We start from the raw sequence: 24,990 nt of genomic DNA on the forward strand, positions 1-24,990 counted from the left end.
ATTTTCGGGAACACATCGCCATGCAGGTCAGCAAATCGAACAAGCTCGCCAACGTCTGCTACGACATTCGCGGCCCAGTGCTCAAGCACGCCAAGCGCCTGGAAGAGGAAGGTCACCGCATCCTCAAGCTGAACATCGGCAACCCGGCGCCCTTTGGTTTCGAAGCGCCGGACGAAATCCTCCAGGACGTGATCCGCAACCTGCCGACCGCTCAGGGTTACAGCGACTCGAAGGGCCTGTTCAGTGCGCGCAAGGCCGTCATGCAGTACTACCAGCAAAAGCAGGTGGAAGGCGTCGGCATTGAAGACATCTACCTGGGCAACGGCGTTTCCGAGCTGATCGTGATGTCGATGCAGGCCCTGCTGAACAACGGCGACGAAGTGCTGGTGCCTGCGCCTGACTATCCGCTGTGGACGGCTGCCGTGAGTCTGTCCGGTGGCAATCCGGTGCATTACCTGTGCGACGAACAGGCCAACTGGTGGCCGGACCTGGCCGACATCAAGGCCAAGATCACCCCGAACACCAAGGCCCTGGTGATCATCAACCCGAACAACCCGACCGGCGCCGTGTACTCCAAAGAAGTGCTGCTGGGCATGCTCGAACTGGCTCGCCAGCACAATCTGGTGGTGTTCTCCGACGAGATCTACGACAAGATCCTGTATGACGATGCCGTGCACATCTGCACCGCGTCCCTGGCACCAGACCTGCTGTGCCTGACCTTCAACGGTCTGTCCAAGTCCTATCGCGTCGCCGGTTTCCGTTCCGGCTGGATCGCCATTTCCGGCCCGAAACACCACGCCCAGAGCTACATCGAAGGCATCGACATGCTGGCCAACATGCGCCTGTGTGCCAACGTGCCGAGCCAACACGCGATCCAGACCGCACTCGGCGGCTATCAGAGCATCAATGACCTGGTGCTGCCGCAAGGTCGCCTGCTGGAACAGCGCAATCGCACCTGGGAACTGCTCAACGACATTCCGGGCGTGAGCTGCGTCAAGCCTATGGGGGCGTTGTACGCGTTCCCGCGGATCGACCCGAAAGTCTGCCCGATCCACAACGACGAGAAGTTCGTGCTCGACCTGCTGCTCTCCGAGAAGCTGCTGGTGGTACAGGGCACGGCCTTCAACTGGCCTTGGCCGGATCACTTCCGTGTCGTGACCCTGCCACGTGTGGACGACCTGGACATGGCCATCGGCCGGATCGGCAACTTCCTCAAATCGTACCGCCAGTAAGCTGAACTTCACCGTGCGACGCCCGCGTCTGTCGCACGGTGATTAATTCAGCAACATATCTTTGCACCCCGCCAGACATCACTGCCGCTATCACTGACTGATGCAACGTTTCGTGGCCGCGTCTAACAAAGACGGGGCCTGTGACGCGAATTGGCTGTCAAACGCGTCCGGCGTCCCCGTCGGAAATGCCCTGCAAGCAACTAGACTGTTGCCGTAGGACACAGTTTGAAATAGTCACTCGGTTGAATAGCCCGGTGCAGCACCTTATATACCCCGCAGTACGCTACATCTTTAGCATGAGGAGATTTCTACAACCATGATGCGCATCCTGCTGTTTTTGGCCACTAACCTGGCGGTCGTGCTGATTGCCAGCATCACCCTGAGCCTTTTCGGCTTCAACGGGTTCATGGCGGCCAACGGGGTTGATCTCAACCTCAATCAGCTGCTGATTTTCTGTGCGGTCTTTGGTTTCGCCGGTTCCCTGTTCTCGCTGTTCATCTCCAAGTGGATGGCGAAGATGAGCACCAGCACCCAAATCATCAGCCAGCCGCGCACACGTCACGAGCAATGGCTGCTGCAAACCGTCGAGCAACTGTCTCGCGAAGCCGGGATCAAGATGCCCGAAGTCGGGATTTTCCCGGCCTACGAGGCCAACGCGTTCGCCACGGGCTGGAACAAGAACGACGCACTGGTCGCGGTCAGCCAGGGTCTGCTCGAGCGTTTTTCGCCGGATGAAGTGAAGGCTGTCCTGGCTCACGAAATCGGCCACGTGGCCAATGGCGACATGGTCACCCTGGCGCTGATCCAGGGCGTGGTGAACACCTTCGTGATGTTCTTCGCGCGGATCATCGGCAACTTTGTCGACAAGGTGATCTTCAAGAACGAAGAAGGCCAGGGCATCGCCTACTACGTGGCAACCATCGTCGCCGAACTGGTCCTGGGCATTCTGGCCAGCTCCATCGTCATGTGGTTCTCGCGCAAACGCGAGTTCCGCGCAGACGAAGCCGGTGCACGCCTGGCCGGTACCAGTGCGATGATTGGCGCCTTGCAACGCCTTCGTGCAGAACAGGGTCTGCCAGTGCACATGCCGGACACGCTGAATGCCTTTGGCATCAACGGTGGCATCAAGCAAGGGTTCGCTCGTATGTTCATGAGCCACCCGCCGCTTGAAGAGCGTATTGACGCGCTGCGTCGTCGCGGCTGATAGCTTCCGCACTAAAAGAGAAGGCCCGCAGTGAATGCGGGCCTTTTTTTGTCTGCTGATTTTTGTAGGGCCTCTCAGGGCCCCTTCGCGAGCAAGCCCGCTCCCACAGGGGGAATGCATTCTCCTGTGGGAGCGGGCTTGCTCGCAAAGAGGAGAGCAAACTCAACACACATTAATGGCTGGAAACCCGATACACCCGCTCTTCAAGCCGCGTGACGCCACTCTCGACAAACTTCCAGCTCTCACCCAGCACGTCCTGGTCTTCCAGTATCTTCAACTCCCAGGACGCCCCGAACAACCGCTGCACTTCATCATCGAGCACGGCAAACGGCGGACCATCCATTTGCGCCTGGTCGTAATCCAGGGAAATCAAAATCCCCAGCGAATCCTTCGGCACAATCCGCTTCAGATGCTCGGCGTATTGCTCGCGCATGCTCGGCGGCAAGGCGATCAAGGCAGCGCGGTCGTACAGCGCACTGCAATCGGCGACATCGCCGGCAGTCAACGCGAAGAAATCACCACACCAGATCTCGATCGAACCTGCCCGATAGACCGTAAAAGGGCCTTGGTCGCTGACGTCCGGATCAAATTGATGCTCGTGGAAAAAGTCTTCCACGGCCTTTTCCGACAACTCGATGCCCAACACCTCGTGACCGCATTTCGCCAGCCACAGCAGGTCCAGGCTTTTCCCACATAACGGCACCAGTACGCGCGCGCCCTCCTCCAGGCCCAGCTGCGGCCAGTACCGTTGCAGATATGGATTCACTTCCGGCAGGTGAAAGCCGATCTGATTCGACGTCCACCGCTTGTGCCAAAACTCCGGCTGCATAATTAATCCCGAAAATTCGATCAAAAGACCCTAAAACTTATATTAGATTTAGATCAATGATCTGACTGAAGATGCTGCCATCTTACCCCTCAGGAGCTCATTCATGTTCCCCAGCCTGTACATATCCCATGGCTCACCCATGTTGGCACTGGAACCGGGTGCCAGCGGGCCCGCTCTCGCGCGCCTGGCCGCAGAATTGCCAAAACCGAAAGCCATCGTGATTGTGTCGGCGCACTGGGAAAGTGACGAGCTGCTGGTCAGCGGCAATCCCCGGCCTGACACCTGGCACGACTTCGGCGGCTTTCCCAAGGCCCTGTTCGAGGTGCAATACCCGGCACCCGGCGATCCACAGCTGGCGGCAGAGGTTGTCGAGTCGCTGAAGGCCGATGGCCTGCCTGCACGCATCGATGCCAAGCGACCGTTCGACCACGGGGTCTGGGTGCCGTTGTCATTGATGTACCCGCAGGCCGACATCCCGGTGGTGCAAGTCTCGCTGCCCACCCGTGGCGGCCCGGCCCTGCAAACCCGGGTCGGCCATGCGCTGGCCAGTCTGCGCGAACACGGCGTGTTGTTGATCGGTTCTGGCAGCATTACCCACAACCTGCGCGAGCTGGACTGGCACGCAGGCCCGGAAAGTGTCGAGCCGTGGGCCAAGACGTTTCGCGACTGGATGATTGAAAAACTCGCGGCCAACGATGAAGTTGCGCTGCACGATTATCGTCAGCAGGCACCGAACGCAGTGCGCAACCATCCCAGCGATGAGCATTTGCTGCCGTTGTACTTTGCTCGTGGGGCTGGGGGTGAGTTCAGTGTTGCGCATCAGGGTTTCACAATGGGCGCGCTGGGAATGGACATTTATCGCTTTGGCTGACCGGTAGACCGAGTCGCCCCCATTCGCGAGCAAGCCCGCTCCCACAGGGGATCTCCGTAAAACACAGATATTGTGTTCACTGAGATCTACTGTGGGAGCGGGCTTGCTCGCGAATGGGGGCGACACTAATTTCCAGCCAGCCACAAACAGCAGACCAAAAAAAATCCCCGAACCAGTCGGGGATTTTTTATGTTCGATCAATCAGCCCGAAAGCGGATCAATCTTCGCGATAGCGACGCAGCTTCAACTGCTTACCGGCAACGCGAGTGTCCTTCAGCTTGGTCAGCAGACGCTCCAGACCATCTTCCGGCAGCTCGACGAGGCTGAAGCTGTCACGCACCTGGATGCGACCGATTGCTTCGCGAGCCAGGCCGCCCTCATTGAGGATAGCGCCCAGCAGGTTCTTGGCAGCGATACCATCACGCGCACCCAGCGCGGTACGGCAACGAGCACGACCTTCGGCCAATGGAACCGGAGCACGACGCTCACGATCACCACGGTCCGGACGATCACCGGTACGCTCTGGACGATCGCCACGCGGTGCGTTGTTCGGCACCAGTGGACGTTCTTTCTCGATCGCAGCCAGGGTCAGCGCCTGAGCGTTGGTTGCCTTGCGCAGCAAAGCAGCGGCCAGTGCGCGCGGGGTGCAGCCGATGTCGGCAGTCAGGCGATCCAGCAGATCACCGTGAGTCGATTCGGCATCAGCCACCAGCGGCGACAGGCTGTTGGTCAGTTTCTTGATGCGGGCATCGAGAACGGCCTGAGCATCCGGCAGGCGGACTTCAGCAACTTTCTGACCGGTTACACGCTCGATCACTTGCAGCATGCGGCGCTCACGTGGAGTCACCAGCAGCAGTGCACGACCTTCGCGACCGGCACGGCCGGTACGGCCGATACGGTGAACGTAGGACTCTGGATCGTACGGCATATCAACGTTGAACACGTGAGTGATGCGCGGAACGTCCAGGCCACGAGCCGCAACGTCGGTCGCCACAACGATGTCCAGACGGCCATCCTTGAGGGATTCGATCACGCGCTCACGTTGGTTCTGAGCAATGTCACCGTTCAGCGCAGCGGCTTTGTAGCCTTTGGCTTCCAGGGCACTGGCCAGGTCCAGGGTCGCTTGCTTGGTGCGCACGAACATGATCAGGGCGTCGAAGTCTTCCACTTCCAGCAGGCTCAATACAGCCGAGGTCTTCTGGTCAGCGTGAACCAACAGGTGAGCCTGTTCGATCGCGGTAACGGTCTGAGTCTTGGTCTGGATCTTCACGTGTTGCGGATCGCGCAGATGGCGTTCGGCAATGGCACGGATCGACTGTGGCAGGGTGGCCGAGAACAATACGGTCTGACGGGTGGGTGGCAGAGCCTTGAAGATAACTTCGAGGTCGTCCATGAAACCCAGTTTGAGCATTTCGTCCGCTTCGTCGAGAACCAGGTGGTTCACGGTCGACAGGACTTTTTCGTCACGACGCAGGTGGTCGCACAGACGGCCCGGCGTGGCGACAACGATCTGTGCACCATTACGGATTGCTTTCAGTTGTGGGCCCATCGGGGCGCCGCCGTAAACGGCCACAACGGTAACGCCCGGCATTTGCTTGGCGTAGGTTTCGAAAGCGGTTGCTACTTGCAGCGCCAACTCACGGGTTGGCGCCAGGATCAGGGCTTGCGGCTCGCGCTTGGCAGGATCGATGCGATGCAGGATAGGCAGGGCGAACGCGGCGGTTTTACCGGTACCGGTTTGCGCCTGGCCAATCATGTCGTGGCCGGCCATGATGATCGGGATCGATTGCTGCTGAATAGCCGAAGGCTCTTCGTAGCCAGTCGCGATGACGGCTGCAAGAATATTCGGATTAAGATTAAAAGCGGCGAAGCCGCCGGTTTCCTGGGTCATGGGTCTGCCTCTAAGTGCATCCGCAAAGACCCATGCTCCAAAGCTGCGCATGCCGTGTAAGACTCAAGAGTCGCCCTGGCTGCTTTGTCGGCGGGGATTTGCGAAAACGAATGAATGAAAAAGATTCGTCAAGGGAGAGTCCGCTGTGCGGACGTGCAGCCGAAGCTGACTTCGGGAAATTGCGCTACCTAAACGCGGCCCGGTTAAAGGCCGGCGCGCACTATACCGGAATTCGCCCAAAAAGGGAGCATTATTTGTCGGAAAACTGACGCATACACCGTTGTGTCACAGGCTTTGCGGATAATCGTGCAACGGTCTATTTTTCAAAGGCCCGGCCCTGCTGGCGATGGCGCTAAAACGGTTCATCCCTGTGACACAGACCTTCGGTCTGGCACACCCTTCCCGCCCGAGGAAATGCTCCATGAATCAGCCCGGCTCCAGTCGTGTCACCCGTGAAAAACACGGCCATGTCCTGATGATTGGCCTGGATCGGGTGGCCAAGCGCAACGCCTTCGATCTCGACCTGCTCAACGCGCTGAGCCTGGCCTACGGCGAGTTCGAGGCGGACTGCGAAGCGCGGGTGGCGGTGGTGTTCGCTCATGGTGAGCATTTCACCGCCGGGCTCGACCTGATCAATGCCAGCGCAGCCCTGGCCGAAGGCTGGCAGGCACCGCCCGGCGGTTGCGATCCGTGGGGCGTGTTTGCCGGCCCCCGGGTCAGCAAACCGGTGATTGTCGCCGCGCAAGGCTACTGCCTGACCATCGGCATCGAGCTGATGCTCGCCGCCGACATCAACCTCTGCGCCAGCAATACCCGATTTGCCCAGAAGGAAGTGCAGCGCGGAATCTTCCCTTTCGGTGGCGCCACGTTGCGCCTGCATCAAGTCGCCGGCTGGGGCAATGCCATGCGCTGGCTGTTGACCGGAGATGAATTCGATGCGCATGACGCGCTGCATCTGGGGTTGGTGCAGGAAGTCATGGCCAGTGAGGATCTGCTGCCGCGGGCGATTGAATTGGCTGAACGGATTGCCCGACAGGCGCCGCTGGGGGTTCAGGCGACGTTGATGTCGGCCCGGCAGGCGCGTTACGAAGGAGAAACGGCAGCGGCGCGGGGGTTGCCGCCGCTGGTGAAGAAGTTGCTGGCGAGTGAGGATGCCAAAGAAGGCGTGCGGTCGATGATCGAGAAGCGGCCGGGCGTTTTCAAAGGACTCTGAGGGACGCTTTGGCTGTTAGAAAGCCATCGCGGGCAAGCCCGCTCCCACACGTTCTGTGAACACCACAATCCCTGTGGGAGCGGGCTTGCCCGCGATGAGGCCCTCATAGTCACCGACTTATGTCGCCGGGCGGATCGCCTTGATCAACGACTGCAACGAATACCCCAACTGCGGCGCCAGCCCTTCGGCCCGGGCGATCAACCCGTCCATGTCCAGTTCCTGATCCAGCTCCGAAGGCACGAGCAAAATCACGTTGCCCTCTTTCACCGGCAACTCCCAGTAATGCCGGTGATAGAGCCCGCGCAACAACGCTGCTCCCAAGGGTTTGCCATCGTCGGTAGCCCATTGATTGATCACCAGCCAGCCGCCCGGATTCAAGCGTTTCTGACAGTTTTCCAGAAAATTCCAGGCCAGATGCCCGACACCCGGACCGACATCGGTATAGAGGTCGACGAAAATCAGGTCCGCCGGTTCAGCGGTATCGAGCAACTCCAGTGCATCACCGACGCGGATATACAGCCGCGGATCGTCATCCAGCCCCAGGTATTCAATGGCCAGGCGCGGTACGTCGGGGCGCAGTTCAATGGCTTCGACATCTTCGAGTGGCAAAAACTTGAGGCACGCCTGGGTCAGCGTGCCGGCGCCGAGGCCGAGAAACAGCGCGCTTTCCGGCTGCTCGTGGCACAGCGCGCCAATCAGCATCGCGCGGGTGTAATCGTACTCGAGCCAGCTCGGGTCAGCCGTGAACACGCAGCTCTGCTCGATGGCATCACCGAACTCGAGAAAACGGTAATCGGCCACTTCCAGCACGCGGATCACGCCGAACTCATCCTGTACCTCGGCGAGCAGATGCTCGACGCGCTCCTCAGTCATTTCGTCTCCTGATCGTCGCCGGGCCCGGCAACGCGACAAACCGCAACATAAAGCGGCAAAGGCGCGATTGTCCGCGAAGCAACCGGAACAGGTCACGCACTAATTTGCTGATAACATGAACACCCGAGCGTAAAACAACCGAGACCGTGATGAGCCAACCCTGGAGCCCTGACAGCTGGCGCGCCCTGCCGATCCAGCAACAACCTGTTTATCCCGACGCGGCGCATTTGCTGCAGGTCGAGCAAACCCTGGCGAGCTATCCGCCCCTGGTGTTTGCCGGTGAGGCCCGGGAGTTGCGTCGTCAGTTTGCCCAGGTCACCCAGGGCCGTGCGTTTCTGTTGCAAGGCGGCGACTGCGCCGAAAGCTTTGCCGAGTTCTCCGCCGCAAAAATTCGCGACACCTTTAAAGTCCTGCTGCAAATGGCGATCGTCATGACCTTCGCCGCCGGTTGCCCGGTGGTCAAGGTCGGGCGTATGGCTGGTCAGTTCGCCAAACCCCGCTCGGCCAACGACGAAACCATCGACGGCGTGACCCTTCCCGCCTACCGTGGCGACATCGTTAACGGCATCGGTTTTGACGAAAAGAGCCGCGTGCCGGACCCGGAACGCCTGCTGCAGTCCTATCACCAGTCCACCGCCACCCTGAACCTGTTGCGCGCTTTCGCCCAGGGCGGTTTCGCCGACCTGCATCAGGTACACAAGTGGAACCTGGATTTCATCGCCAACTCCGCGCTGGCGGAAAAATACAGCCACCTGGCCGATCGCATCGATGAAACCCTGGCTTTCATGCGCGCCTGCGGCATGGACACCTCGCCGCAATTGCGCGAAACCAGTTTCTTCACCGCCCACGAAGCGCTGCTGCTCAACTACGAAGAAGCTTTCGTGCGCCGCGACAGCCTGACCAACGATTACTACGATTGCTCGGCGCACATGCTCTGGATCGGCGACCGCACCCGTCAGCTCGACGGCGCTCACGTAGAATTCCTGCGTGGCGTTAACAACCCGATCGGGGTCAAAGTCGGCCCGAGCATGAACCCCGAAGACCTGATTCGCCTGATCGACGTGCTCAACCCGGACAACGATCCGGGCCGCTTGAACCTGATTGCGCGAATGGGCGCGAACAAGGTCGGCGATCACTTGCCGGCGTTGATCCGCGCGGTGCAGCGTGAAGGCAAGCAGGTGCTCTGGAGTTCGGACCCGATGCACGGCAACACCATCAAGGCCAGCAGCGGCTACAAGACCCGCGACTTCGCGCAGATCCTCGGTGAGGTGAAGCAGTTCTTCCAGGTTCACGAAGCGGAAGGCAGTTACGCCGGCGGCATCCACATCGAGATGACCGGGCAGAACGTGACCGAGTGCATTGGTGGCGCGCGGCCAATTACGGAAGACGGGTTGTCGGATCGGTATCACACCCATTGCGACCCGCGGATGAATGCGGATCAGTCGCTGGAGTTGGCGTTCTTGATTGCCGAGACCTTGAAGCAGGTTCGACGTTGAATCAGTAAGTATTTTAGTCTTCTGACAAGCCGCCTTCGCGAGCAAGTCGGACCGCCGCACCGCCGCTCCCACAAGAACCGCGCTGATCACAAATTTTGTGAACGGCGCGAGCCCTGTGGGAGCGGGCTTGCTCGCGAAGGGGCCAGGTCAGTCAGCGCCAATTTGTGCCAATGCCACCCGCAACCGCGCCGCACTCGCCCGCGGGCAATTCAGCTGAACCTGCGCAAGCCCCAGCCAATCCGCCATCTGCCGCAGATTGACCGCCAACGCCAGCATCCCCGCCTCGTCCAGCCCCGGTTCCTCTTCATGCACGGCATGCACGGCCAGCCGGCCCAACGCCCGCTCGGCGCGCAAATCCACCCGCGCGGCGATCCGTTCATTGTGCAAAAACGGCAGCACGTAATAGCCGTACACCCGCTTGTCCTGCGGCGTGTAGATCTCCAGTCGATAACGGAAATCGAACAACCGCTCGGTACGACTGCGCTCCCAGATCAACGAATCAAACGGTGATAGCAAGGCACTGGATTCGACCTTGCGCGGCACTTTCGGCTCGGGCAAGCAATACGCCGGTTGCCGCCAGCCCTGAACCTCGCAGGTGAGCAGTTCACCCGCCTCGACCAGTTCCGCCAGACGCGGCCGACTGTCTGTCGGGCTCAAGCGGAAATAATCGCGCAGGTCCTTTTCTGTGCCGACACCCAACGCCGTCGCCGCATGCAGCAACAGCCCGCGCTGGGCCTCGGCCTCACTGAGCACAGGCTGTTGCAGGATGGCCGACGGAATCACCCGCTCCGGCAGATCGTAAAGGCGCTCGAATCCACGGCGGCCGGCAACCGTCACTTCACCGGCGGCGAACAACCATTCCAGCGCATGTTTTTCAGCGCTCCAGTCCCACCATGGCCCGGCCCGCTCCTGACGGGTCGACAGGCTTCCGGCCCCCAGTGCGCCGAGTTCCTGCACCGAGGCCAGCACCCGGCGAATGGTGTCCTGCCGCTCGCGACCGAAACGCGCCAGTTGCTGATAGATGTCTTCGCCGCGCGTCGCACGCTGCATGCGCCAACGCATCAGGGGATACATCGACAAGGGCAGCAAAGAGGCTTCATGACCCCAATATTCGAATAGCGTGCGCCGACGGCCCTGACTCCAGGCAGCCTGATCGAGCAAATCGGATGAGTAGTTACCAAGGCGGGAAAACAAAGGAAGATAGTGCGAACGCACCAACGCATTGACCGAATCGATCTGCAGAATGCCCAGGCGTTCGATCAGCCGGTTGAGCTGAACCGGTTTGATCGTCGCTGGCGGTTGCCGCCCGTTGAACCCTTGGGCGGCCAGCGCCAGACGTCGAGCCTGTTTGAGGGTAAAGGACACTGTTGCGGGCATGAGCATCTCCTTGTCTGCTCGCAACCTACCTCACCGGGAAGGGAGTTGTGTAGCGTTGGCCTCATCATTTATGCATCGGATCATCCCAGAACGGCCTGACCGACTCATGTTCCACATCTGCACGACTCACGCCGATGTCCTTCAGTGCTTCGTCGCTCAAGCTTGCCAGTAGCTCACGTTCACGGTGAAGTTCGTACCAGCGACTAAACTTGTGCAGCAGATCGGATACCGCGTGGATTGAAAATTTTTCTGCCGTTACATGCTCGTGTTGACCTTTCATCTTGTTGCCCTCCTTTAGGGATGGCTCAAGTCTCGCCTCAGCGCTAAGATCAATCCAACGAATGTTTCTGATGGTAACCATCTCGGAGATTGATGGATGTCGGCGTACCCAAGTATCGATACTGATGTGCTACGCACCTTTGTCGCCATCGCCGACCAAGGCGGGTTTACCCGTGCCGGTGAAATGGTCAACCGCACGCAGTCCGCGGTGAGCATGCAGATGAAGCGTCTGGAAGAAGACGTGTTGCAGCGCCAGCTGTTCGAGCGTGATGGACGCCAGGTCAAGTTGACCGCCGAAGGCCAGGTATTGCTGGGTTACGCGCGGCGCATTCTCAAACTGCACAGCGAAGTCTTCAATACCCTGCGCGAGCCGCACATGATCGGTACCGTGCGCATCGGCACGCCCGATGACTACGTGATGCGTTTTCTGCCGGGTATCCTGTCGCGCTTCGCCAAGTTCTACCCGCTGATTCAGATCGAGGTTCATTGCGAATCATCAAAACAATTGCTGCAACGTCAGGACCTGGACTTGTCCATCGTCACCCGTGAGCCGGGCAGCGAGATCGGCCAGTTGCTGCGCAAGGAACGTTTCGTCTGGGCCGAAGCACAATGCTTCAGCGCCCATGAGCAGACGCCGCTGCCTCTGGCGATGTTCAACAGTGATTGTTTCTGCCGGCTGTGGGCGTGCAATGCGCTGGACGCGATGGGCCGCGATTACCGCATTGCCTACAACAGTTCGAGTCTGTCGGCGTTGATGGCCGTGGTCAGTGCCGGCCTCGCGGTGACCGCGCAACTGGAAAGCCTGATCACACCGGACATGCGCATTCTCGGCGCCGCGGAAGACCTGCCGCTGTTACCGGAAGCCAGCATCATGCTGGTGCGCAACCTGCACAACCCTTCACCGATCACCGAGTGCCTGGCCGAGCACATCGTCGAAGGCTTCAAACTTTAAACGCGAGCATCACCGCGCACAGCACCAGGAAACCGCAGAACAGCCCGCGCAATAGCCGCTCTGGCATGGCGTGGGCAATCTTCACGCCCCAACTGATGCTCATCAATCCGCCGACGGCCAACGGCAACCCGATCATCCAGTCCACTTGATGATGCACTGCGTACGTCACCAGTGTGACGCCGGTGCTGGGCAGTGCCAGAGCCAGCGACAAGCCCTGAGCCACCACCTGGGTGGTTCCGAACAGACTGGTCAATACCGGCGTCGCCACCACTGCCCCGCCGACTCCGAACAGCCCGCCCATGGTGCCGGATGCTGCACCGAGCACACCCAACCATGGCCAGGAATAACGCATCTGGGCAGAGGCCGGTGCGTTGGCGGTGAACATGCGCACAAGGTTATAAGCCGACAGGGCAACCAGGAATACGACAAAGCCCACGCGCATGGTTTGTGCGTCGATGCCCACCGCCCAGATCGACCCGATCCAGGCGAAGCAAAACCCCATCGCCGCCAATGGCAACGCGTGGCGCATTTCAATGCGGTTGCGCTGGTGATAACGCCACAGCGCCAGCATCACATTGGGTACCACCATGACCAACGCCGTGCCTTGGGCAATTTGCTGATCGAGACCGAACAGCACGCCCAGCAACGGAATCGCGATCAAGCCACCGCCGATGCCGAATAGCCCGCCAAGTGTTCCCAAGGCTGCGCCAAAGGCCAGATACATCACGAACTCAATCACAGGCGATTTCCCTTTTGTCAGGAGATTCATCCTACGCAGTCAAGGCTGGCGGGGAAACGCATAGCAACGCACAATGGCTGTGCCAACTTCGCATAAGCGCCGCCAAATCATGAACCCCAATCAATTGACTGATCAGCTCGGCCTGTTCCTCGATGTGCTGGAAACCGGGAGCTTTTCGGCCGCGTCCCGCCGCCATCCGTTGACGCCTTCGGCCGTTGCGCGGCGCATCGACAGCCTGGAAAATGCGGTCGGCAGCCAGCTGTTCATTCGCAGCACCCACGCCGTGCGCGCGACTCCGGCAGGCCTGGCATTCGCCGAACGTGCGCGGCGAATCGTGGCGGAATTGCGTCTGGCCCGTGCTGAAGCGGTATCCCTTAGCAGTGCGCCGGAAGGCTTGATCCGCATCGATGCGCCTGCAGCGTTCGGCCGACGGCATCTGGCGCCGGTGATTGCCGACTTCCTGATGCTTTACCCCGGCCTCGACGTGCAATTGCACTTGATCGACAGTTTTGTCGACATGCAGGGACTGAACCTGGGCAAGGTGGATCTGGTGCTGCGCGCCGGGCAAATGGCCGATACCCGGCTGGTGGCCACGCCGCTGGCGAGTATGGTGCGCATTGCCTGCGCCAGCCCCGCGTACCTGAAACGTCGCGGCGTCCCGACCGAGCCAGCGCAGTTGATCGAACATGACGGCCTGGACTGGGACGGCCTCGCTCCACCCTTCGCCTGGCGTTTTGAACGCGATGGCCATATGCACCTGCATCGCCCCGCGCGAATCCGCATGAGCGCCAACAATGCCGAGGCGCTGGTCTGCGGTGCACTGGCAGGATTGGGCATCGCGCATTTGCCGACCTGGCTTGCCAGCGAGTACTTGTTGCGTGGCGAGCTGCTGCCCCTTTTTTGTGAGAGCGGCCTGCCACCAGCCGAAACCACCGGTATCTATGCGCTGCGCCTGTCGCAACAACCGAACTCCCGCAGTCGTTTGTTGCTGGAATATCTGAAAACCCGCTTCAGCCCCATTCCGCCGTGGGATCTGGCCCTGCAAAACACGCTGGTCCATCACTAGTCGAGAATTATCTGGCGCATTAAAGATTCGCCCGCTAGATTCATGAAGATCACTGATCAAGGCTCTGAAATGAACACCGACCGCAACACCCCGGATATTTGCGAAGACCTGCTGCTGGACAATCAAGCGTGTTTCGCCCTGCATTCCACATCTCTGTTGATGACCAAGGTGTACAAGCCACTGCTGCAAGCGCTGGGCCTGACCTATCCGCAGTACCTGGCGATGATGGTGCTGTGGGAGCGGGATGGTTTGACCGTAGGCGAAATCAGCACGCGACTGCTGACAGACCCCGGCTCACTGACACCTTTGCTCAAACGCCTGGAGGTCGAGGGATTGCTCAGCCGCACCCGCAGCCGAGAGGATGAACGGGTGGTGATTGTCGAGCTGACTGAACAGGGTCGAGCCTTGCGGGACAAGGCGCGCAGCGTGCCCCAATGCATCCTCGGCGCCAGCGGCATGACGCTTGAACGATTGCAGAAACTGCAAGCGGAGCTGCAAGTGCTGCGCAGCAACCTGCAAGACAGCCTCTAACTCTCAAACCACTAAACCCCCTGTGGGAGCGGGCTTGCTCGCGAAAGCGGTGCTTCATTCGACATTAGTGTTGACTGACACACTGCTTTCGCGAGCAAGCCCGCTCCCTCATTTGCTTTGCAGTGTCCCTGCCGACCTGGCCACCTTCAAAAAGTTTTTCCGCTGAAAATCCTGCCGCGACCGCTCTAACTCAACACATCCAATCAACTCCCATGCTTAAACCAAAACTTTTTCTAAAATTTATCTTGCGCGCTAAATATTAGCGCGATACATTCACTTCGCACTTACTTAGCGCGCAAACATTTAGCGCAAAACAATCAAATCCGAACGAGGCTCACACCATGCAAACTCTCTACACCGCAATCGCAACCTCCACTGGCGGCCGTGACGGTCGTGCGGTTTCCAGTGACAACATCCTCGACGTCAAACTCGCTACCCCGAAAGAGCTTGGTGGTGCTGGCGGTGCAGCGACCAACCCTGAGCAACTGTTCGCAGCCGGCTACTCCGCCTGCTTCATCGGCGCGCTGAAGTTCGTCGCCAGCCAGACCAAACGCAGCATCCCGAACGACGCTTCGATCACCGCCCATGTCGGCATCGGCCAGATCCCTGGGGGCTTCGGTCTGGATATCGACCTGCACATCAGCCTGCCGGGCCTTGAACAAGCCGACGCGCAAAGCCTGGTCGATGCTGCCCACCAGGTCTGCCCGTACTCGAACGCTACCCGTGGCAACGTCGATGTGCGCCTGCACGTGACCGTCTAACCGCTGACTACCAGGCCGAACAGGAAATGAACATGAACACTTTCAGCAAAGTCTTGACCGGTACCCTTCTCGCTTTGTCCATCAGCAACGCGTTTGCAGGCGATGGGGTTGAACACAACACCCAGGCGTTCCTCGATGTGCTGAATGCCGGCACCGGCAAACCGATGGAACAACTCACCCCCAAAGAAGCCCGCGCGGTGCTGGTGGGTGCGCAATCCTCGGTGAAACTGACCCTGCCAAAAGCCGATGTCAGCGAGAAGACCATTCAAGTCGATGGCCAACCGCTCAGCCTGACCATCGTCCGGCCGGCCGGGGTCAAAGGCGAGCTGCCGGTGTTCATGTTCTTCCACGGCGGTGGCTGGGTGCTGGGGGATTTCCCGACCCACGAACGTCTGGTTCGTGACCTGGTGACGGGTTCGGGTGCGGCGGCGGTGTTCGTCAATTACACCCCGTCGCCGGAAGCGCATTACCCGGTGGCGATCAACCAGGCTTACGCTGCTACCAAATGGGTAGCCGAGCACGGTAAAGAGATCAACGTCGACGGCAAACGTCTGGCCGTGGCCGGCAACAGTGTCGGTGGCAACATGGCGGCCGTGGTTGCGCTGATGGCCAAAGACAAGGGCACCCCGGCGATCAAGTTCCAGGTGCTGCTGTGGCCGGTGACGGATGCCAGCTTCGAAACCGCGTCCTACAACCAGTTTGCCGAGGGACACTTCCTCACCAAAAACATGATGAAGTGGTTCTGGGACAACTACACCACCGACGCCAAGCAACGTAACGAGATCTACGCCTCACCGCTGCGGGCAACCACTGCGCAACTGAAGGGCTTGCCTCCTGCGCTGGTGCAGACGGCCGGTGCCGACGTGTTGCGCGATGAAGGTGAAGCCTATGCCCGTAAACTCGACGAGGCGGGTGTGCCGGTCACGGCGGTTCGCTACAACGGCCTGATTCACGATTATGGTTTGCTGAATGTGGTGAGCCAGGTGCCGGCGGTGCGCTCCGCGATGCTGCAAGCCTCCGAAGAATTGAAACAACACCTGAAGAAATAACGCAGGTCAAAATGTGGGAGCGGGCTTGCTCGCGAAGGCGGTACATCAGTCAGCATTTTGGTCGACTGACACACCGCCTTCGCGAGCAAGCCCGCTCCCACAGAGTTCATGGTTGAGCGTGAAACTGCACCCACAAAAAAGCCCGACTCAATGGTCGGGCTTTTTCATTCCTGAAGCTGTGCTTATTTAGCACGGCCTTTGTAGGAACCGCCTTCGCGGGTATCGATCTCGATCATGTCGCCGATTTCGATGAAGTCAGCAACCGACAGCTCGGTACCGTTCTTCAGTTTGGCAGGCTTCATCACCTTGCCGGAAGTGTCACCGCGAGCGGAACCTTCGGTGTAGTCAACCTGACGCACGATGGTGGTCGGCAGCTCTACCGAAACCAGACGCTCTTCGAAGAAGATCGCTTCGCAAACATCGGTCATGCCTTCTTCAACGAAAGGCAGAACGGCTTCGATGTCTTCAGCGTTCAGCTCGTACATGGTGTAGTCGGTGGTGTCCATGAACGTGTAGGTGTCGCCGCTGATGAAGGACAGGGTCGCTTCTTTGCGGTCGAGGATTACGTCGTCCAGTTTGTCGTCAGCGCTGTAAACGATCTCGGTCTTGTAACCGGTCAGCAGGTTTTTCAGCTTGGTCTTCATGATCGCGCTGTTACGACCGGATTTGGTGAATTCAGCTTTCTGAACCAACCATGGATCGTTTTCGAGACGGATCACGGTACCGGGTTTCAGTTCTTTACCAGTTTTCATTACGAATATCCGAATTTGGATGGGATTTACAAAAATCTAGGCCGCGTATCATATCCAATTTACATAAAACTGTACCAGCGCTGCGGCAAGATCAGCCTGCAAGGCCTGTTCCAGACACCACGTCTCGGCGTGTTTTTGCAGCTCCGGCCAGTGTTTACGGGCCGTGCGCCAGTTGTCGGACATATCCTGACCAGCATTCCACGCTCGCCAAAGACCACTGATCGCCTCGCTGGCAGGCTCGGACAGGCCTCGGACGTACAGAGCCAGGAAGGCATCGAGCTTGTCCAGGTGGATATCTTCGTCTTGCTGATAGATGTGCCAGAGCAGCGGCCGCCCTGCCCATTGCGCGCGAACGAAGGAATCTTCGCCGCGCACGGCGTTGAAATCGCAGCACCAGAGCAGGTGGTCGTATTGATCCTGCCGGACGAACGGCAGTACTTGCACGGTCAACTCACCGCGCACGTGCAACGCGCCGGCCGCCAGTTGATCGACACCGAGCCAACGTTCGACATCCCCGAGAATCCGGCTTTCGGGCACCAGTAGAAGCATGGGACTCGAATCGGCGGCCATCACCTCCAGCCAACTGGCCAATCCGCTGTTTTCGTAGGCAAATAATGAGATCAGTTGGGCGTCGGGTGCGCGATCAATCCCCAGGCCTTGCAGGAATTCTCGCTGCGCCTCGGGGTTTTGCTGAAACTGCCGGCGACGCTCAAGCAATCCGCTTTCACGCAACAAACCACCGGTACCTTTCTGGAACCCTGGAAAGAAGAAGTACTTCTGCACGCTCTTGTACTTCACCGACGGCAAACCGTGACAGCCGATCACCCAGTCTTCGGCGCTCAGGTAGTCGAGGTTCATCCACAGCGGCGGCTTTTCCCGCGAGGCCATGGCGTCCATGTAGGCGCTTGGCAACTGGCAGGCGAATGCGGCAATCACTACATCGGCGGCTTCAGTGGGTTGCCATTCGGTCGGCCACTGACGCACCTCGACACCCTGCTGCCATTGCTGCGCGGCGCTGATGTCGATTTCAGGACAGATGCGTTCGAAAGCCCGCAGGTCATCGACCCACAAGCGCACCGCCACGGCATGTTCGGCCACCAGCTGTCGGGCCAGGCGCCAGGTCACACCGATGTCGCCAAAGTTATCGACCACGGTGCAAAAAATATCCCAGCGGGTGTTCATTTCAGGCATTCCAGGCTCCCGTTGGCAAAGGCGCCGATTGTCCGCATAAATTACCTCGCGCAGAAGAGCCGACGGCGATTAATCTTCGTGCGACAATCGCCATTCGCCCGCGACCACCCGCCAGGAGGCAGCCATGCCCTACCGTCCCAACCCGCGCCGCCCGCTGCCGATTCAGCTCAATGCGCTGCAATTGACCGGCAGCATTGCCCTCGGTCTGTGGCTGGGATTCCTCGCAATCGCGCTGACTTGCTGGCTCGCCTCGCGCCTGCTGTTCAGCGAGCAACTCGCGCCGGTCGCAGCCGCGGTAGAGCAACTGGCCAAGCCGCCGGTGGTGGTGCAACCGGTGCCGGACATCCCGCCGCAGAGCCCGCTGTTCGAACAGTACGAAGAGAACCTGCGCAAGAACGAGCAGCAACAACGCATGGATCAGGCCCGCAGCAGCGGCCGCAATCTGTCCAATCCGAAATGCCAGTTCTGGCTGCAACAGGACAAGACCGCGCCGAGCGAAAAAAGCCGCGCCAACGTCCTGCAATTCTGCGACTGACCATGAATAAGCCAGCCGTCCACCAGTTGATTATCGACAAGCTTCGGATCGATCTCGACATCGCCGAGCGTGCCGCGCAAACCGCTTACGAAACCGCGACCCACGAAGAAAACATCGCCGAAAACAAGTACGACACTCTGGGCCTGGAGGCGTCTTATCTGGCGGCCGGACAGGCCAGACGAGTGGAAGAAATCAGGCAGTCACTCACGCTCTGCCAGAACCTGACCTTGCGTCCTTATGACGTACAACGCGGGATCGAAGTCGGCGCCCTGCTCGGCCTGGAAGACGAAAAGGGTCGTGAGCAATGGCTGTTCCTGGCCCCTGACGCGGCGGGTCTGAAAGTCGACATGGTGGGGCAAATGATCACCGTCATCACCCCTCGCTCACCGCTGGGCAAAAGCCTGCTGGGCAAGTTCGAAGGGGACGAAGTGGAGATTCTGGTAGCGGGCGCTCGGCAACAGTTTGTTGTTACCGAGGTGATTTAAGCGGCTTAATGGACCGGCAGTTCGACACCGTCGAACAGCTCTTCCAGTTCCTGCTTGTTGTGGCACTGAATGGCCTTGGCCATGACTTCGCGGGTCAGGTGCGGCGCAAACTTCTCGATGAAATCGCACATGAAACCACGCAGGAAGGTGCCGCGACGGAAACCGATTTTGGTGATGCTGGATTCGAACAGGTCGCTGGCATCGAGCATGACCAGGTCGCTGTCGAGTTTGGCGTCGACGGCCATTTTCGCCACGATGCCCACGCCCAGACCCAGGCGAACGTAAGTCTTGATCACGTCGGCGTCGGCCGCGGTGAACACCACTTTTGGCGTCAGGCCGCGATGGCTGAAGGCTTCGTCGAGTTTCGACCGGCCAGTGAAACCGAACACGTACGTCACGATCGGGTATTCGGCCAGTGCTTCGAGGGTCAGCTTCGACAACTTGGTCAGCGGGTGGCCCTGAGGCACGACCACGCAGCGGTTCCAGCGGTAGCACGGCATCATCACCAGGTCACCGAACAGTTCCAGCGCTTCGGTGGCGATGGCGAAATCCACGGTGCCATCAGCGGCCATTTCGGCAATTTGCATCGGCGAACCCTGGTGCATGTGCAGGGCAACGTCCGGGTATTGCTTGATGAAATTGCTGATCACCGGAGGCAAGGCATAACGTGCCTGGGTGTGCGTAGTGGCGATCGACAGGGTGCCTTTCTTCTCGTTGGAGAACTCCTGGGCGATCTGCTTGATGCTTTCAACCTTGCGCAGGATCTCGCCGGCGGTGGTGATGATGCGCTCGCCGGCCGGGGTGACGCGGGTCAGGTGCTTGCCGCTGCGGGCAAAAACCTCGACGCCCAATTCGTCTTCCAGCAGTCGGATCTGCTTGCTGATGCCCGGTTGCGAGGTGTAGAGGCTTTGGGCTGTAGCGGAAACGTTGAGGTCGTGGTGCGCCACTTCCCAGATGTAGCGCAGTTGTTGAAGCTTCATATGAATCCCTCAAAGCAAGGTAGACGCCACGGGCATCAGCGACGGTATATAACTATATTAATGGTTTGAAGAATAAATCTAGAACTTTTTTGTCAAATTGCCACTATTCGCTTTCTAGCGATCCCCTTGGCGACGACGTTCCACCAGCGGCACCAGGTAAACCGGCACCCGAGACAGTTGCAACACCCGCGCAGCGGTCCGGCCCAATGGCGTTTCCGCGCCAGCACCATGGCTATGACTACCTACGATCAACAAATCCACGGAGAGTTTCTGCGCCTGGTCGAGAATCACCTGCGACGGGTCGCCCTGCAGCACCCGTACCGCTTGAATCCGCTCCAGGTCTTGCTCCCCTTCCTCCCCCAGCTCTTCACGAAAACTGTCGAGCACCCGCTGCTCGATATTGGCGATCACCGTGTTCAGGCCCTGGCTGTGAAACTCGTTCAAGGCCTGTTCATCGAGGTAACTCTGCAGCACTGATTCGGCAAACAATCCCATGGGCTCGACCGCATGCACCACATACAAGTCGGCATTGAATGTCCGCGCCAGCGCCAGGGCATGCTGCATCACCAACGGTGCATACAGACCGAGGTCAGTGGCATACAGCATCGAACGAATCATATGACCTCCTCGCGTGCCAACATGGCGGAGATTTGATTCAGCTTAGCAGTGCCTTGGCGAGTACGACGGCCCGCGTAACGCGTTGAACCGTGGGCTTAAACCTTTTGCTCGTTGCTTATGCCGTGGGGCACGTGGCCAGTGGCGACCACTTCGCGGGCCAGCTCGCAATGGCCGGCCTGATCGTCGAAAAACACGTCGGCGGCAAACGCTTCGAGAAACGCCGACTTGGTCAGGCCACCCAGAAACAACGACTCGTCCAGACGAATGTCCCACTCGCGCAACGTGCGGATCACCCGTTCATGGGCAGGCGCCGAGCGTGCCGTCACCAGGGCGGTGCGGATCGGACAGGCGTCATCGGGAAACTCGCGCTGCAACAAATTGAGGGCGGCGAGGAAGCCTTTGAATGGCCCACCGCGCAAAGGCTCGCGAGCAGATTCACGCTCGCTGGCCTGAAACGCTTCCAGTCCACCGGACTGATAAATCCGCTCGGACTCGTCGGAAAACAGCACCGCGTCACCGTCGAACGCAATGCGCAATTCATCGCTGGCCGCGCGGCTGGCACCGCCCGACAGAATGGTCGCCGCCGCGAATCCGGCATCCAGCGCGCTGCGCACATCTTCGGCGTGGGTAGAGAGAAACAGGTCGCAGCCAAAGGCCTTGAGGTACGGATACGGACTGCGCCCGCCGACAAACGCCGCGCGGGAAATCGCCAGGCCATAGTGATCAATCGAATTGAATACCCGCAGGCCGGTGTCGGCGCTGTTGCGCGACACCAGGATCACCTCGACCCGGGCGCGACCGAGGCTGGCGTTCAGGTTCAGCAGTTTTTGCACCAACGGAAACGCATCCCCGGGCTCGAGGATTTCGTCTTCGTGTTCGATCTGATATTGCCGGTAGGCCTCGACGCCGCTCGACAGATAGACCTTGTGACTTTCGCTCAGGTCGAACAGCGCTCGCGACGAAATCGCCAGCACCAGCTTGTCGTCAATCGTCTTTGCCATGCCCTTCCCCCTCAGGTTGATCGACTTACGTGTTGCGTCGATCGATAAAACTCAAGCTGCGATACAAGGCTTCGATTCGCGGCAATTCGCACCCCGCCGCTTTGGCCGCCGCCAATGGCCGGGCGTAAATCGCCGCCAGTTCCAGCGGTCGTTTGTGCAGGAAATCGTGGTACATGCTCGGCCAATAGTCGGGCATTTTCTCGGTCATCATGAACAGATAGTCCGCGTAACCGGTCGGCATGTCATGACCGCAGGCCTTGGCGCCCTGAACCACTTCGGCCATCAAAGCCTTGATCAATTCCCGGCTGTCGGCATCGGCCATCAACGGTGTGGTGCCCGCGCCAAGCAGTACCGACAGGCCGTTGTATGGAATATTCCAGACCAGTTTCTGCCAGCGCGCCTGATGCAGGTTCGCCATGGCCTGGGAGTCGATGCCGGCGCTGCGGAACAACCCGGCGCCCTCCTCGACAATCGCCATGCGCGCCTGTTCATCGGTGGCAGGGCCACTGTGGTAGCCGACATTTACCGCGCCAAGGGCCTGATGAGTGATCGCCCCCGGACCGGTGCGATGGACGCAAATCAGGCAGAGCCCGCCGAGCAGGTGCAAAGTATCCGGGAGCAAGGCTCGAAGACTGTCTTCGACATCCAGGCCATTTTGCAGCAGCAAGACTTTGGCATTCGGCGCGGCGGCTTGAAGGATGGCGGGCGCCAGGTCTGCGTTGCTGGTGGTTTTCGCACCGACCAGCAACCAGTCGCAAGGCGGCATGTCTTCGGCCGACGAATAGGCCTGGGCCGGATTCAATGTCAGCGCACCGTGCACCGCACTGTCGACTTGCAATCCACGTTCGGCGACCGCTGTAAATTCACTGCGCAACAGAAAGTGCACATCAAAACCGGCACGCGCCAGCATCACCCCGTAGAACCCGCCGATCGCGCCGGTTCCGATAATACCGATTGTCGGTTTGGCAACTGCCCCCATCATGGCAACTCCTCTGCATCTCGACTGAGTGCCTGGCGCACGGCTTCATTGAGCACGGTGCTGGTCAGGCGCGACTGTACTGGCCCGAAAAACTCGCCGTCGCGCACCACAAACAGCGCCGGCAAATGAAAAACCTGATAGCGCTCGACCAACCCGCCATTGTCCCCGGCATCGATCCAGCACAGGCGGTCGATCGCCAGTTCGAGCTGTGGCAATTGCTCCCGGGCAAACCGGCAACTGGCGCAACCGACACTGGTAAAAATCACCAGCGACACACCGCTCATCGCCAGCAGCCGTTGGTCGGCGTCGAAATCGGTCAGTTCCAATTCGACCACTATACTGGGGGAAACAATGTCAAATGGCCGACACATGGAGTCCGTGTTCATGGGACGTTTTCTACCTCACCCTGACGATGTGCCCGTCGAATTAACGTTGCTCAAGCATGAGTGCATTTCGCGGCAACGGCTGCACACTATCAGCCTCGGCGGCATGGCTTGCAATTACCACCGCGCCTGGCGCCACGGTACGGCGCTGGAAGTGCGCATGCCAACCTTGAATCCCGATTTGCGCTACCTGGGCTATGTGGCCTGGTGCCTGCGACGCAAGCGCGGCTATCTGGTGGGCATTGCCTTCGTTGACGAGCAGATGCTGTTCAGTGCCCGGATGGGCGAGCAGGTGTGCCAGATCGAACATTACTGCCGCCTGCATAACTCACACAATGACTTGCAGGAAACCCAAGCCCTGGCCCTCGACTGGGTCCAGCAGCATGCCGACGAGTTCTCCCACGACACGGTTCGCAAGGCATTTGCACAGCCAGCATTGGGTTAGGCGGGCTCTCAATTAGTGAGAAAGCCCCTGAAACCGGTGTCTGCCCATTGTCGAGCAGGCGCTTAACGCGCTAAGGTTCGGCTCCCCGACGCGCTTAATTTGCTGTGCTCCGCCGCGCGGGTTCGCTGGCGGCCGGCACCCGTGACCTGACGAGTAAACGATGGCTGATTTACCGATCAACGACCTAAACGTCGCCTCCAACGAGACCCTGATCACTCCCGATCAGCTCAAGCGTGATATCCCCCTGAGCGACGCTGCACTGCGCACCGTCACCAAGGGCCGCGAAGTCATTCGCAACATTCTGGATGGCACCGACCACCGCCTGTTCGTCGTGATCGGGCCTTGCTCGATCCACGACATCAAGGCTGCCCACGAATACGCCGAGCGCCTGAAAGTGCTCGCCGCAGAGGTGTCCGATACCCTGTATCTGGTCATGCGCGTGTATTTCGAGAAGCCACGTACCACCGTCGGCTGGAAAGGCTTGATCAACGACCCGTACCTGGATGACTCCTTCAAGATTCAGGACGGTCTGCACATCGGTCGTCAGTTGCTGCTGGACCTGGCCGAGATGGGCCTGCCGACTGCCACCGAAGCTCTTGACCCGATCTCCCCGCAATACTTGCAGGATTTGATCAGCTGGTCGGCCATCGGCGCGCGCACCACCGAATCCCAGACTCACCGTGAAATGGCGTCCGGCCTGTCTTCTGCCGTCGGCTTCAAGAACGGCACCGATGGCGGCCTGACGGTGGCGATCAACGCCCTGCAGTCGGTTTCCAGCCCGCACCGTTTCCTGGGCATCAACCAGGAAGGTGGCGTGTCGATCGTTACCACCAAGGGCAATGCCTACGGTCACGTGGTACTGCGCGGCGGCAACGGCAAGCCAAACTATGATTCGGTCAGCGTCGCGCTCTGCGAGCAAGCGTTGAACAAGGCGAAGATCAAGCCGAACATCATGGTCGATTGCAGCCACGCCAACTCCAACAAGGACCCGGCCCTGCAACCGTTGGTGATGGAGAACGTCGCCAACCAGATCCTCGAAGGCAACCAGTCGATCATCGGCCTGATGGTCGAAAGTCATCTGAACTGGGGTTGCCAGTCGATTCCGAAAGACCTCGCCGACCTGCAATACGGCGTGTCGATCACTGATGCCTGCATCGACTGGTCCGCCACTGAAAACACCTTGCGCAGCATGCACGCCAAGCTCAAGGATGTGCTGCCGAAACGCGCTCGCACCTGATCACGTTTCGCCGCACACAAA

27 protein-coding genes are annotated in these 24,990 nt (G+C 59.5%); 14 read left to right on the top strand and 13 right to left on the bottom strand.

What is annotated here, in order from left to right:
- Window positions 1–20: 20 nt before the first annotated feature.
- Window positions 21–1,232 (top strand): pyridoxal phosphate-dependent aminotransferase, encoded by a 1,212-nt coding sequence (locus ACA072_RS20245; protein ID WP_008030363.1) that lies wholly within the window; start codon window positions 21–23, stop codon window positions 1,230–1,232.
- Between the two features lie 316 nt (window positions 1,233–1,548).
- Window positions 1,549–2,436: a protease HtpX gene (gene htpX, locus ACA072_RS20250; RefSeq protein ID WP_109633611.1), complete on the top strand. Its 888-nt coding sequence runs from the start codon at window positions 1,549–1,551 to the stop codon at window positions 2,434–2,436.
- Between the two features lie 172 nt (window positions 2,437–2,608).
- Here the strand turns inward: htpX and ACA072_RS20255 are convergent, their stop codons facing one another.
- Window positions 2,609–3,265, bottom strand: a complete 657-nt coding sequence (locus ACA072_RS20255; RefSeq protein ID WP_497620150.1) for a thiopurine S-methyltransferase — start codon at window positions 3,263–3,265, stop codon at window positions 2,609–2,611.
- Window positions 3,266–3,368: 103 nt separating this feature from the next.
- On the opposite strand from ACA072_RS20255, the gene ACA072_RS20260 reads away from it, so the two are divergent.
- On the top strand, window positions 3,369–4,136 hold the full coding sequence (locus tag ACA072_RS20260; RefSeq protein WP_497620152.1) for a DODA-type extradiol aromatic ring-opening family dioxygenase: 768 nt from the start codon (window positions 3,369–3,371) through the stop codon (window positions 4,134–4,136).
- A 217-nt stretch (window positions 4,137–4,353) separates the two neighbouring features.
- On the opposite strand, the gene ACA072_RS20265 is transcribed toward ACA072_RS20260, so the two are convergent.
- Window positions 4,354–6,027 (bottom strand): DEAD/DEAH box helicase, encoded by a 1,674-nt coding sequence (locus ACA072_RS20265; RefSeq protein WP_008146183.1) that lies wholly within the window; start codon window positions 6,025–6,027, stop codon window positions 4,354–4,356.
- A gap of 421 nt (window positions 6,028–6,448) precedes the next feature.
- Here ACA072_RS20265 and ACA072_RS20270 point away from each other — a divergent pair, with 421 nt between their 5' ends.
- Window positions 6,449–7,240: a crotonase/enoyl-CoA hydratase family protein gene (locus tag ACA072_RS20270; RefSeq protein WP_497620154.1), complete on the top strand. Its 792-nt coding sequence runs from the start codon at window positions 6,449–6,451 to the stop codon at window positions 7,238–7,240.
- 117 nt (window positions 7,241–7,357) lie between these two features.
- Here the strand turns inward: ACA072_RS20270 and ACA072_RS20275 are convergent, their stop codons facing one another.
- Window positions 7,358–8,113, bottom strand: a complete 756-nt coding sequence (locus ACA072_RS20275) for a spermidine synthase (RefSeq protein ID WP_497620156.1) — start codon at window positions 8,111–8,113, stop codon at window positions 7,358–7,360.
- Window positions 8,114–8,262: 149 nt separating this feature from the next.
- Here ACA072_RS20275 and ACA072_RS20280 point away from each other — a divergent pair, with 149 nt between their 5' ends.
- Window positions 8,263–9,609, top strand: a complete 1,347-nt coding sequence (locus ACA072_RS20280; protein ID WP_497620158.1) for a class II 3-deoxy-7-phosphoheptulonate synthase — start codon at window positions 8,263–8,265, stop codon at window positions 9,607–9,609.
- A 147-nt stretch (window positions 9,610–9,756) separates the two neighbouring features.
- Here the strand turns inward: ACA072_RS20280 and ACA072_RS20285 are convergent, their stop codons facing one another.
- Together ACA072_RS20285 and ACA072_RS20290 are read right to left on the bottom strand one after the other, a co-directional pair.
- On the bottom strand, window positions 9,757–10,986 hold the full coding sequence (locus tag ACA072_RS20285; protein WP_497620160.1) for a winged helix-turn-helix domain-containing protein: 1,230 nt from the start codon (window positions 10,984–10,986) through the stop codon (window positions 9,757–9,759).
- A gap of 64 nt (window positions 10,987–11,050) precedes the next feature.
- Window positions 11,051–11,266 carry a DUF1127 domain-containing protein gene (locus ACA072_RS20290; RefSeq protein ID WP_133838411.1) on the bottom strand — a complete coding sequence of 72 codons (216 nt, stop codon included), beginning with the start codon at window positions 11,264–11,266 and terminating at the stop codon, window positions 11,051–11,053.
- A gap of 96 nt (window positions 11,267–11,362) precedes the next feature.
- Here ACA072_RS20290 and ACA072_RS20295 point away from each other — a divergent pair, with 96 nt between their 5' ends.
- A complete protein-coding gene (locus tag ACA072_RS20295) occupies window positions 11,363–12,217 on the top strand; it encodes a LysR family transcriptional regulator (RefSeq protein ID WP_497620162.1) in 855 nt (284 codons plus the stop codon).
- Here the strand turns inward: ACA072_RS20295 and ACA072_RS20300 are convergent.
- Complete coding sequence (locus tag ACA072_RS20300) at window positions 12,207–12,941, bottom strand: sulfite exporter TauE/SafE family protein (RefSeq protein WP_497625020.1); 735 nt, start codon at window positions 12,939–12,941, stop codon at window positions 12,207–12,209. The two genes, ACA072_RS20295 and ACA072_RS20300, sit on opposite strands and share 11 nt — an antisense overlap.
- A gap of 124 nt (window positions 12,942–13,065) precedes the next feature.
- On the opposite strand from ACA072_RS20300, the gene ACA072_RS20305 reads away from it, so the two are divergent.
- The 4 genes from ACA072_RS20305 (at window position 13,066) to ACA072_RS20320 (ending at window position 16,363) form a co-directional block, all read left to right on the top strand.
- Window positions 13,066–14,022 carry a LysR family transcriptional regulator gene (locus tag ACA072_RS20305; RefSeq protein ID WP_497620164.1) on the top strand — a complete coding sequence of 319 codons (957 nt, stop codon included), beginning with the start codon at window positions 13,066–13,068 and terminating at the stop codon, window positions 14,020–14,022.
- 69 nt (window positions 14,023–14,091) lie between these two features.
- Window positions 14,092–14,553: a MarR family winged helix-turn-helix transcriptional regulator gene (locus ACA072_RS20310; RefSeq protein ID WP_497625021.1), complete on the top strand. Its 462-nt coding sequence runs from the start codon at window positions 14,092–14,094 to the stop codon at window positions 14,551–14,553.
- Between the two features lie 341 nt (window positions 14,554–14,894).
- Window positions 14,895–15,314, top strand: a complete 420-nt coding sequence (locus ACA072_RS20315) for an organic hydroperoxide resistance protein (RefSeq protein WP_047527178.1) — start codon at window positions 14,895–14,897, stop codon at window positions 15,312–15,314.
- 32 nt (window positions 15,315–15,346) lie between these two features.
- Complete coding sequence (locus tag ACA072_RS20320) at window positions 15,347–16,363, top strand: alpha/beta hydrolase (protein ID WP_497620167.1); 1,017 nt, start codon at window positions 15,347–15,349, stop codon at window positions 16,361–16,363.
- 182 nt (window positions 16,364–16,545) lie between these two features.
- Here ACA072_RS20320 and ACA072_RS20325 read toward each other — a convergent pair whose 3' ends face one another.
- Together ACA072_RS20325 and earP are read right to left on the bottom strand one after the other, a co-directional pair.
- Window positions 16,546–17,115: an elongation factor P gene (locus ACA072_RS20325; protein ID WP_007943632.1), complete on the bottom strand. Its 570-nt coding sequence runs from the start codon at window positions 17,113–17,115 to the stop codon at window positions 16,546–16,548.
- 48 nt (window positions 17,116–17,163) lie between these two features.
- A complete protein-coding gene (gene earP / locus ACA072_RS20330) occupies window positions 17,164–18,306 on the bottom strand; it encodes an elongation factor P maturation arginine rhamnosyltransferase EarP (protein ID WP_497620168.1) in 1,143 nt (380 codons plus the stop codon).
- 124 nt (window positions 18,307–18,430) lie between these two features.
- Between earP and ACA072_RS20335 the strand changes: the two genes are divergently transcribed.
- Together ACA072_RS20335 and ACA072_RS20340 are read left to right on the top strand one after the other, a co-directional pair.
- A complete protein-coding gene (locus ACA072_RS20335) occupies window positions 18,431–18,841 on the top strand; it encodes a hypothetical protein (RefSeq protein ID WP_497312791.1) in 411 nt (136 codons plus the stop codon).
- Window positions 18,842–18,843: 2 nt separating this feature from the next.
- Window positions 18,844–19,326 (top strand): GreA/GreB family elongation factor, encoded by a 483-nt coding sequence (locus ACA072_RS20340; protein WP_497620170.1) that lies wholly within the window; start codon window positions 18,844–18,846, stop codon window positions 19,324–19,326.
- A 5-nt stretch (window positions 19,327–19,331) separates the two neighbouring features.
- On the opposite strand, the gene cysB is transcribed toward ACA072_RS20340, so the two are convergent.
- From cysB to ACA072_RS20365, 5 genes are all read right to left on the bottom strand, one after another.
- Complete coding sequence (gene cysB / locus ACA072_RS20345; RefSeq protein ID WP_008148549.1) at window positions 19,332–20,306, bottom strand: HTH-type transcriptional regulator CysB; 975 nt, start codon at window positions 20,304–20,306, stop codon at window positions 19,332–19,334.
- A gap of 114 nt (window positions 20,307–20,420) precedes the next feature.
- Window positions 20,421–20,924, bottom strand: coding sequence for a universal stress protein (locus ACA072_RS20350; RefSeq protein WP_218440103.1), 504 nt, complete (start codon window positions 20,922–20,924; stop codon window positions 20,421–20,423).
- A 95-nt stretch (window positions 20,925–21,019) separates the two neighbouring features.
- On the bottom strand, window positions 21,020–21,925 hold the full coding sequence (locus ACA072_RS20355) for a 5'-nucleotidase (RefSeq protein WP_109633637.1): 906 nt from the start codon (window positions 21,923–21,925) through the stop codon (window positions 21,020–21,022).
- A 25-nt stretch (window positions 21,926–21,950) separates the two neighbouring features.
- Window positions 21,951–22,907 (bottom strand): putative 2-dehydropantoate 2-reductase, encoded by a 957-nt coding sequence (locus ACA072_RS20360; RefSeq protein ID WP_497620171.1) that lies wholly within the window; start codon window positions 22,905–22,907, stop codon window positions 21,951–21,953.
- Window positions 22,904–23,290, bottom strand: coding sequence for a thioredoxin family protein (locus ACA072_RS20365; protein WP_497620172.1), 387 nt, complete (start codon window positions 23,288–23,290; stop codon window positions 22,904–22,906). Before ACA072_RS20365 ends, ACA072_RS20360 begins: the two co-directional genes overlap by 4 nt.
- On the opposite strand from ACA072_RS20365, the gene ACA072_RS20370 reads away from it, so the two are divergent.
- Window positions 23,289–23,732, top strand: coding sequence for a PilZ domain-containing protein (locus ACA072_RS20370; RefSeq protein ID WP_497620173.1), 444 nt, complete (start codon window positions 23,289–23,291; stop codon window positions 23,730–23,732). The genes ACA072_RS20365 and ACA072_RS20370 overlap by 2 nt on opposite strands.
- A 160-nt stretch (window positions 23,733–23,892) precedes the next feature.
- Window positions 23,893–24,969: a 3-deoxy-7-phosphoheptulonate synthase gene (locus ACA072_RS20375; RefSeq protein WP_497620174.1), complete on the top strand. Its 1,077-nt coding sequence runs from the start codon at window positions 23,893–23,895 to the stop codon at window positions 24,967–24,969.
- Window positions 24,970–24,990: the final 21 nt, after the last annotated feature.

Source organism: Pseudomonas sp. LBUM1656 (assembly GCF_059716065.1).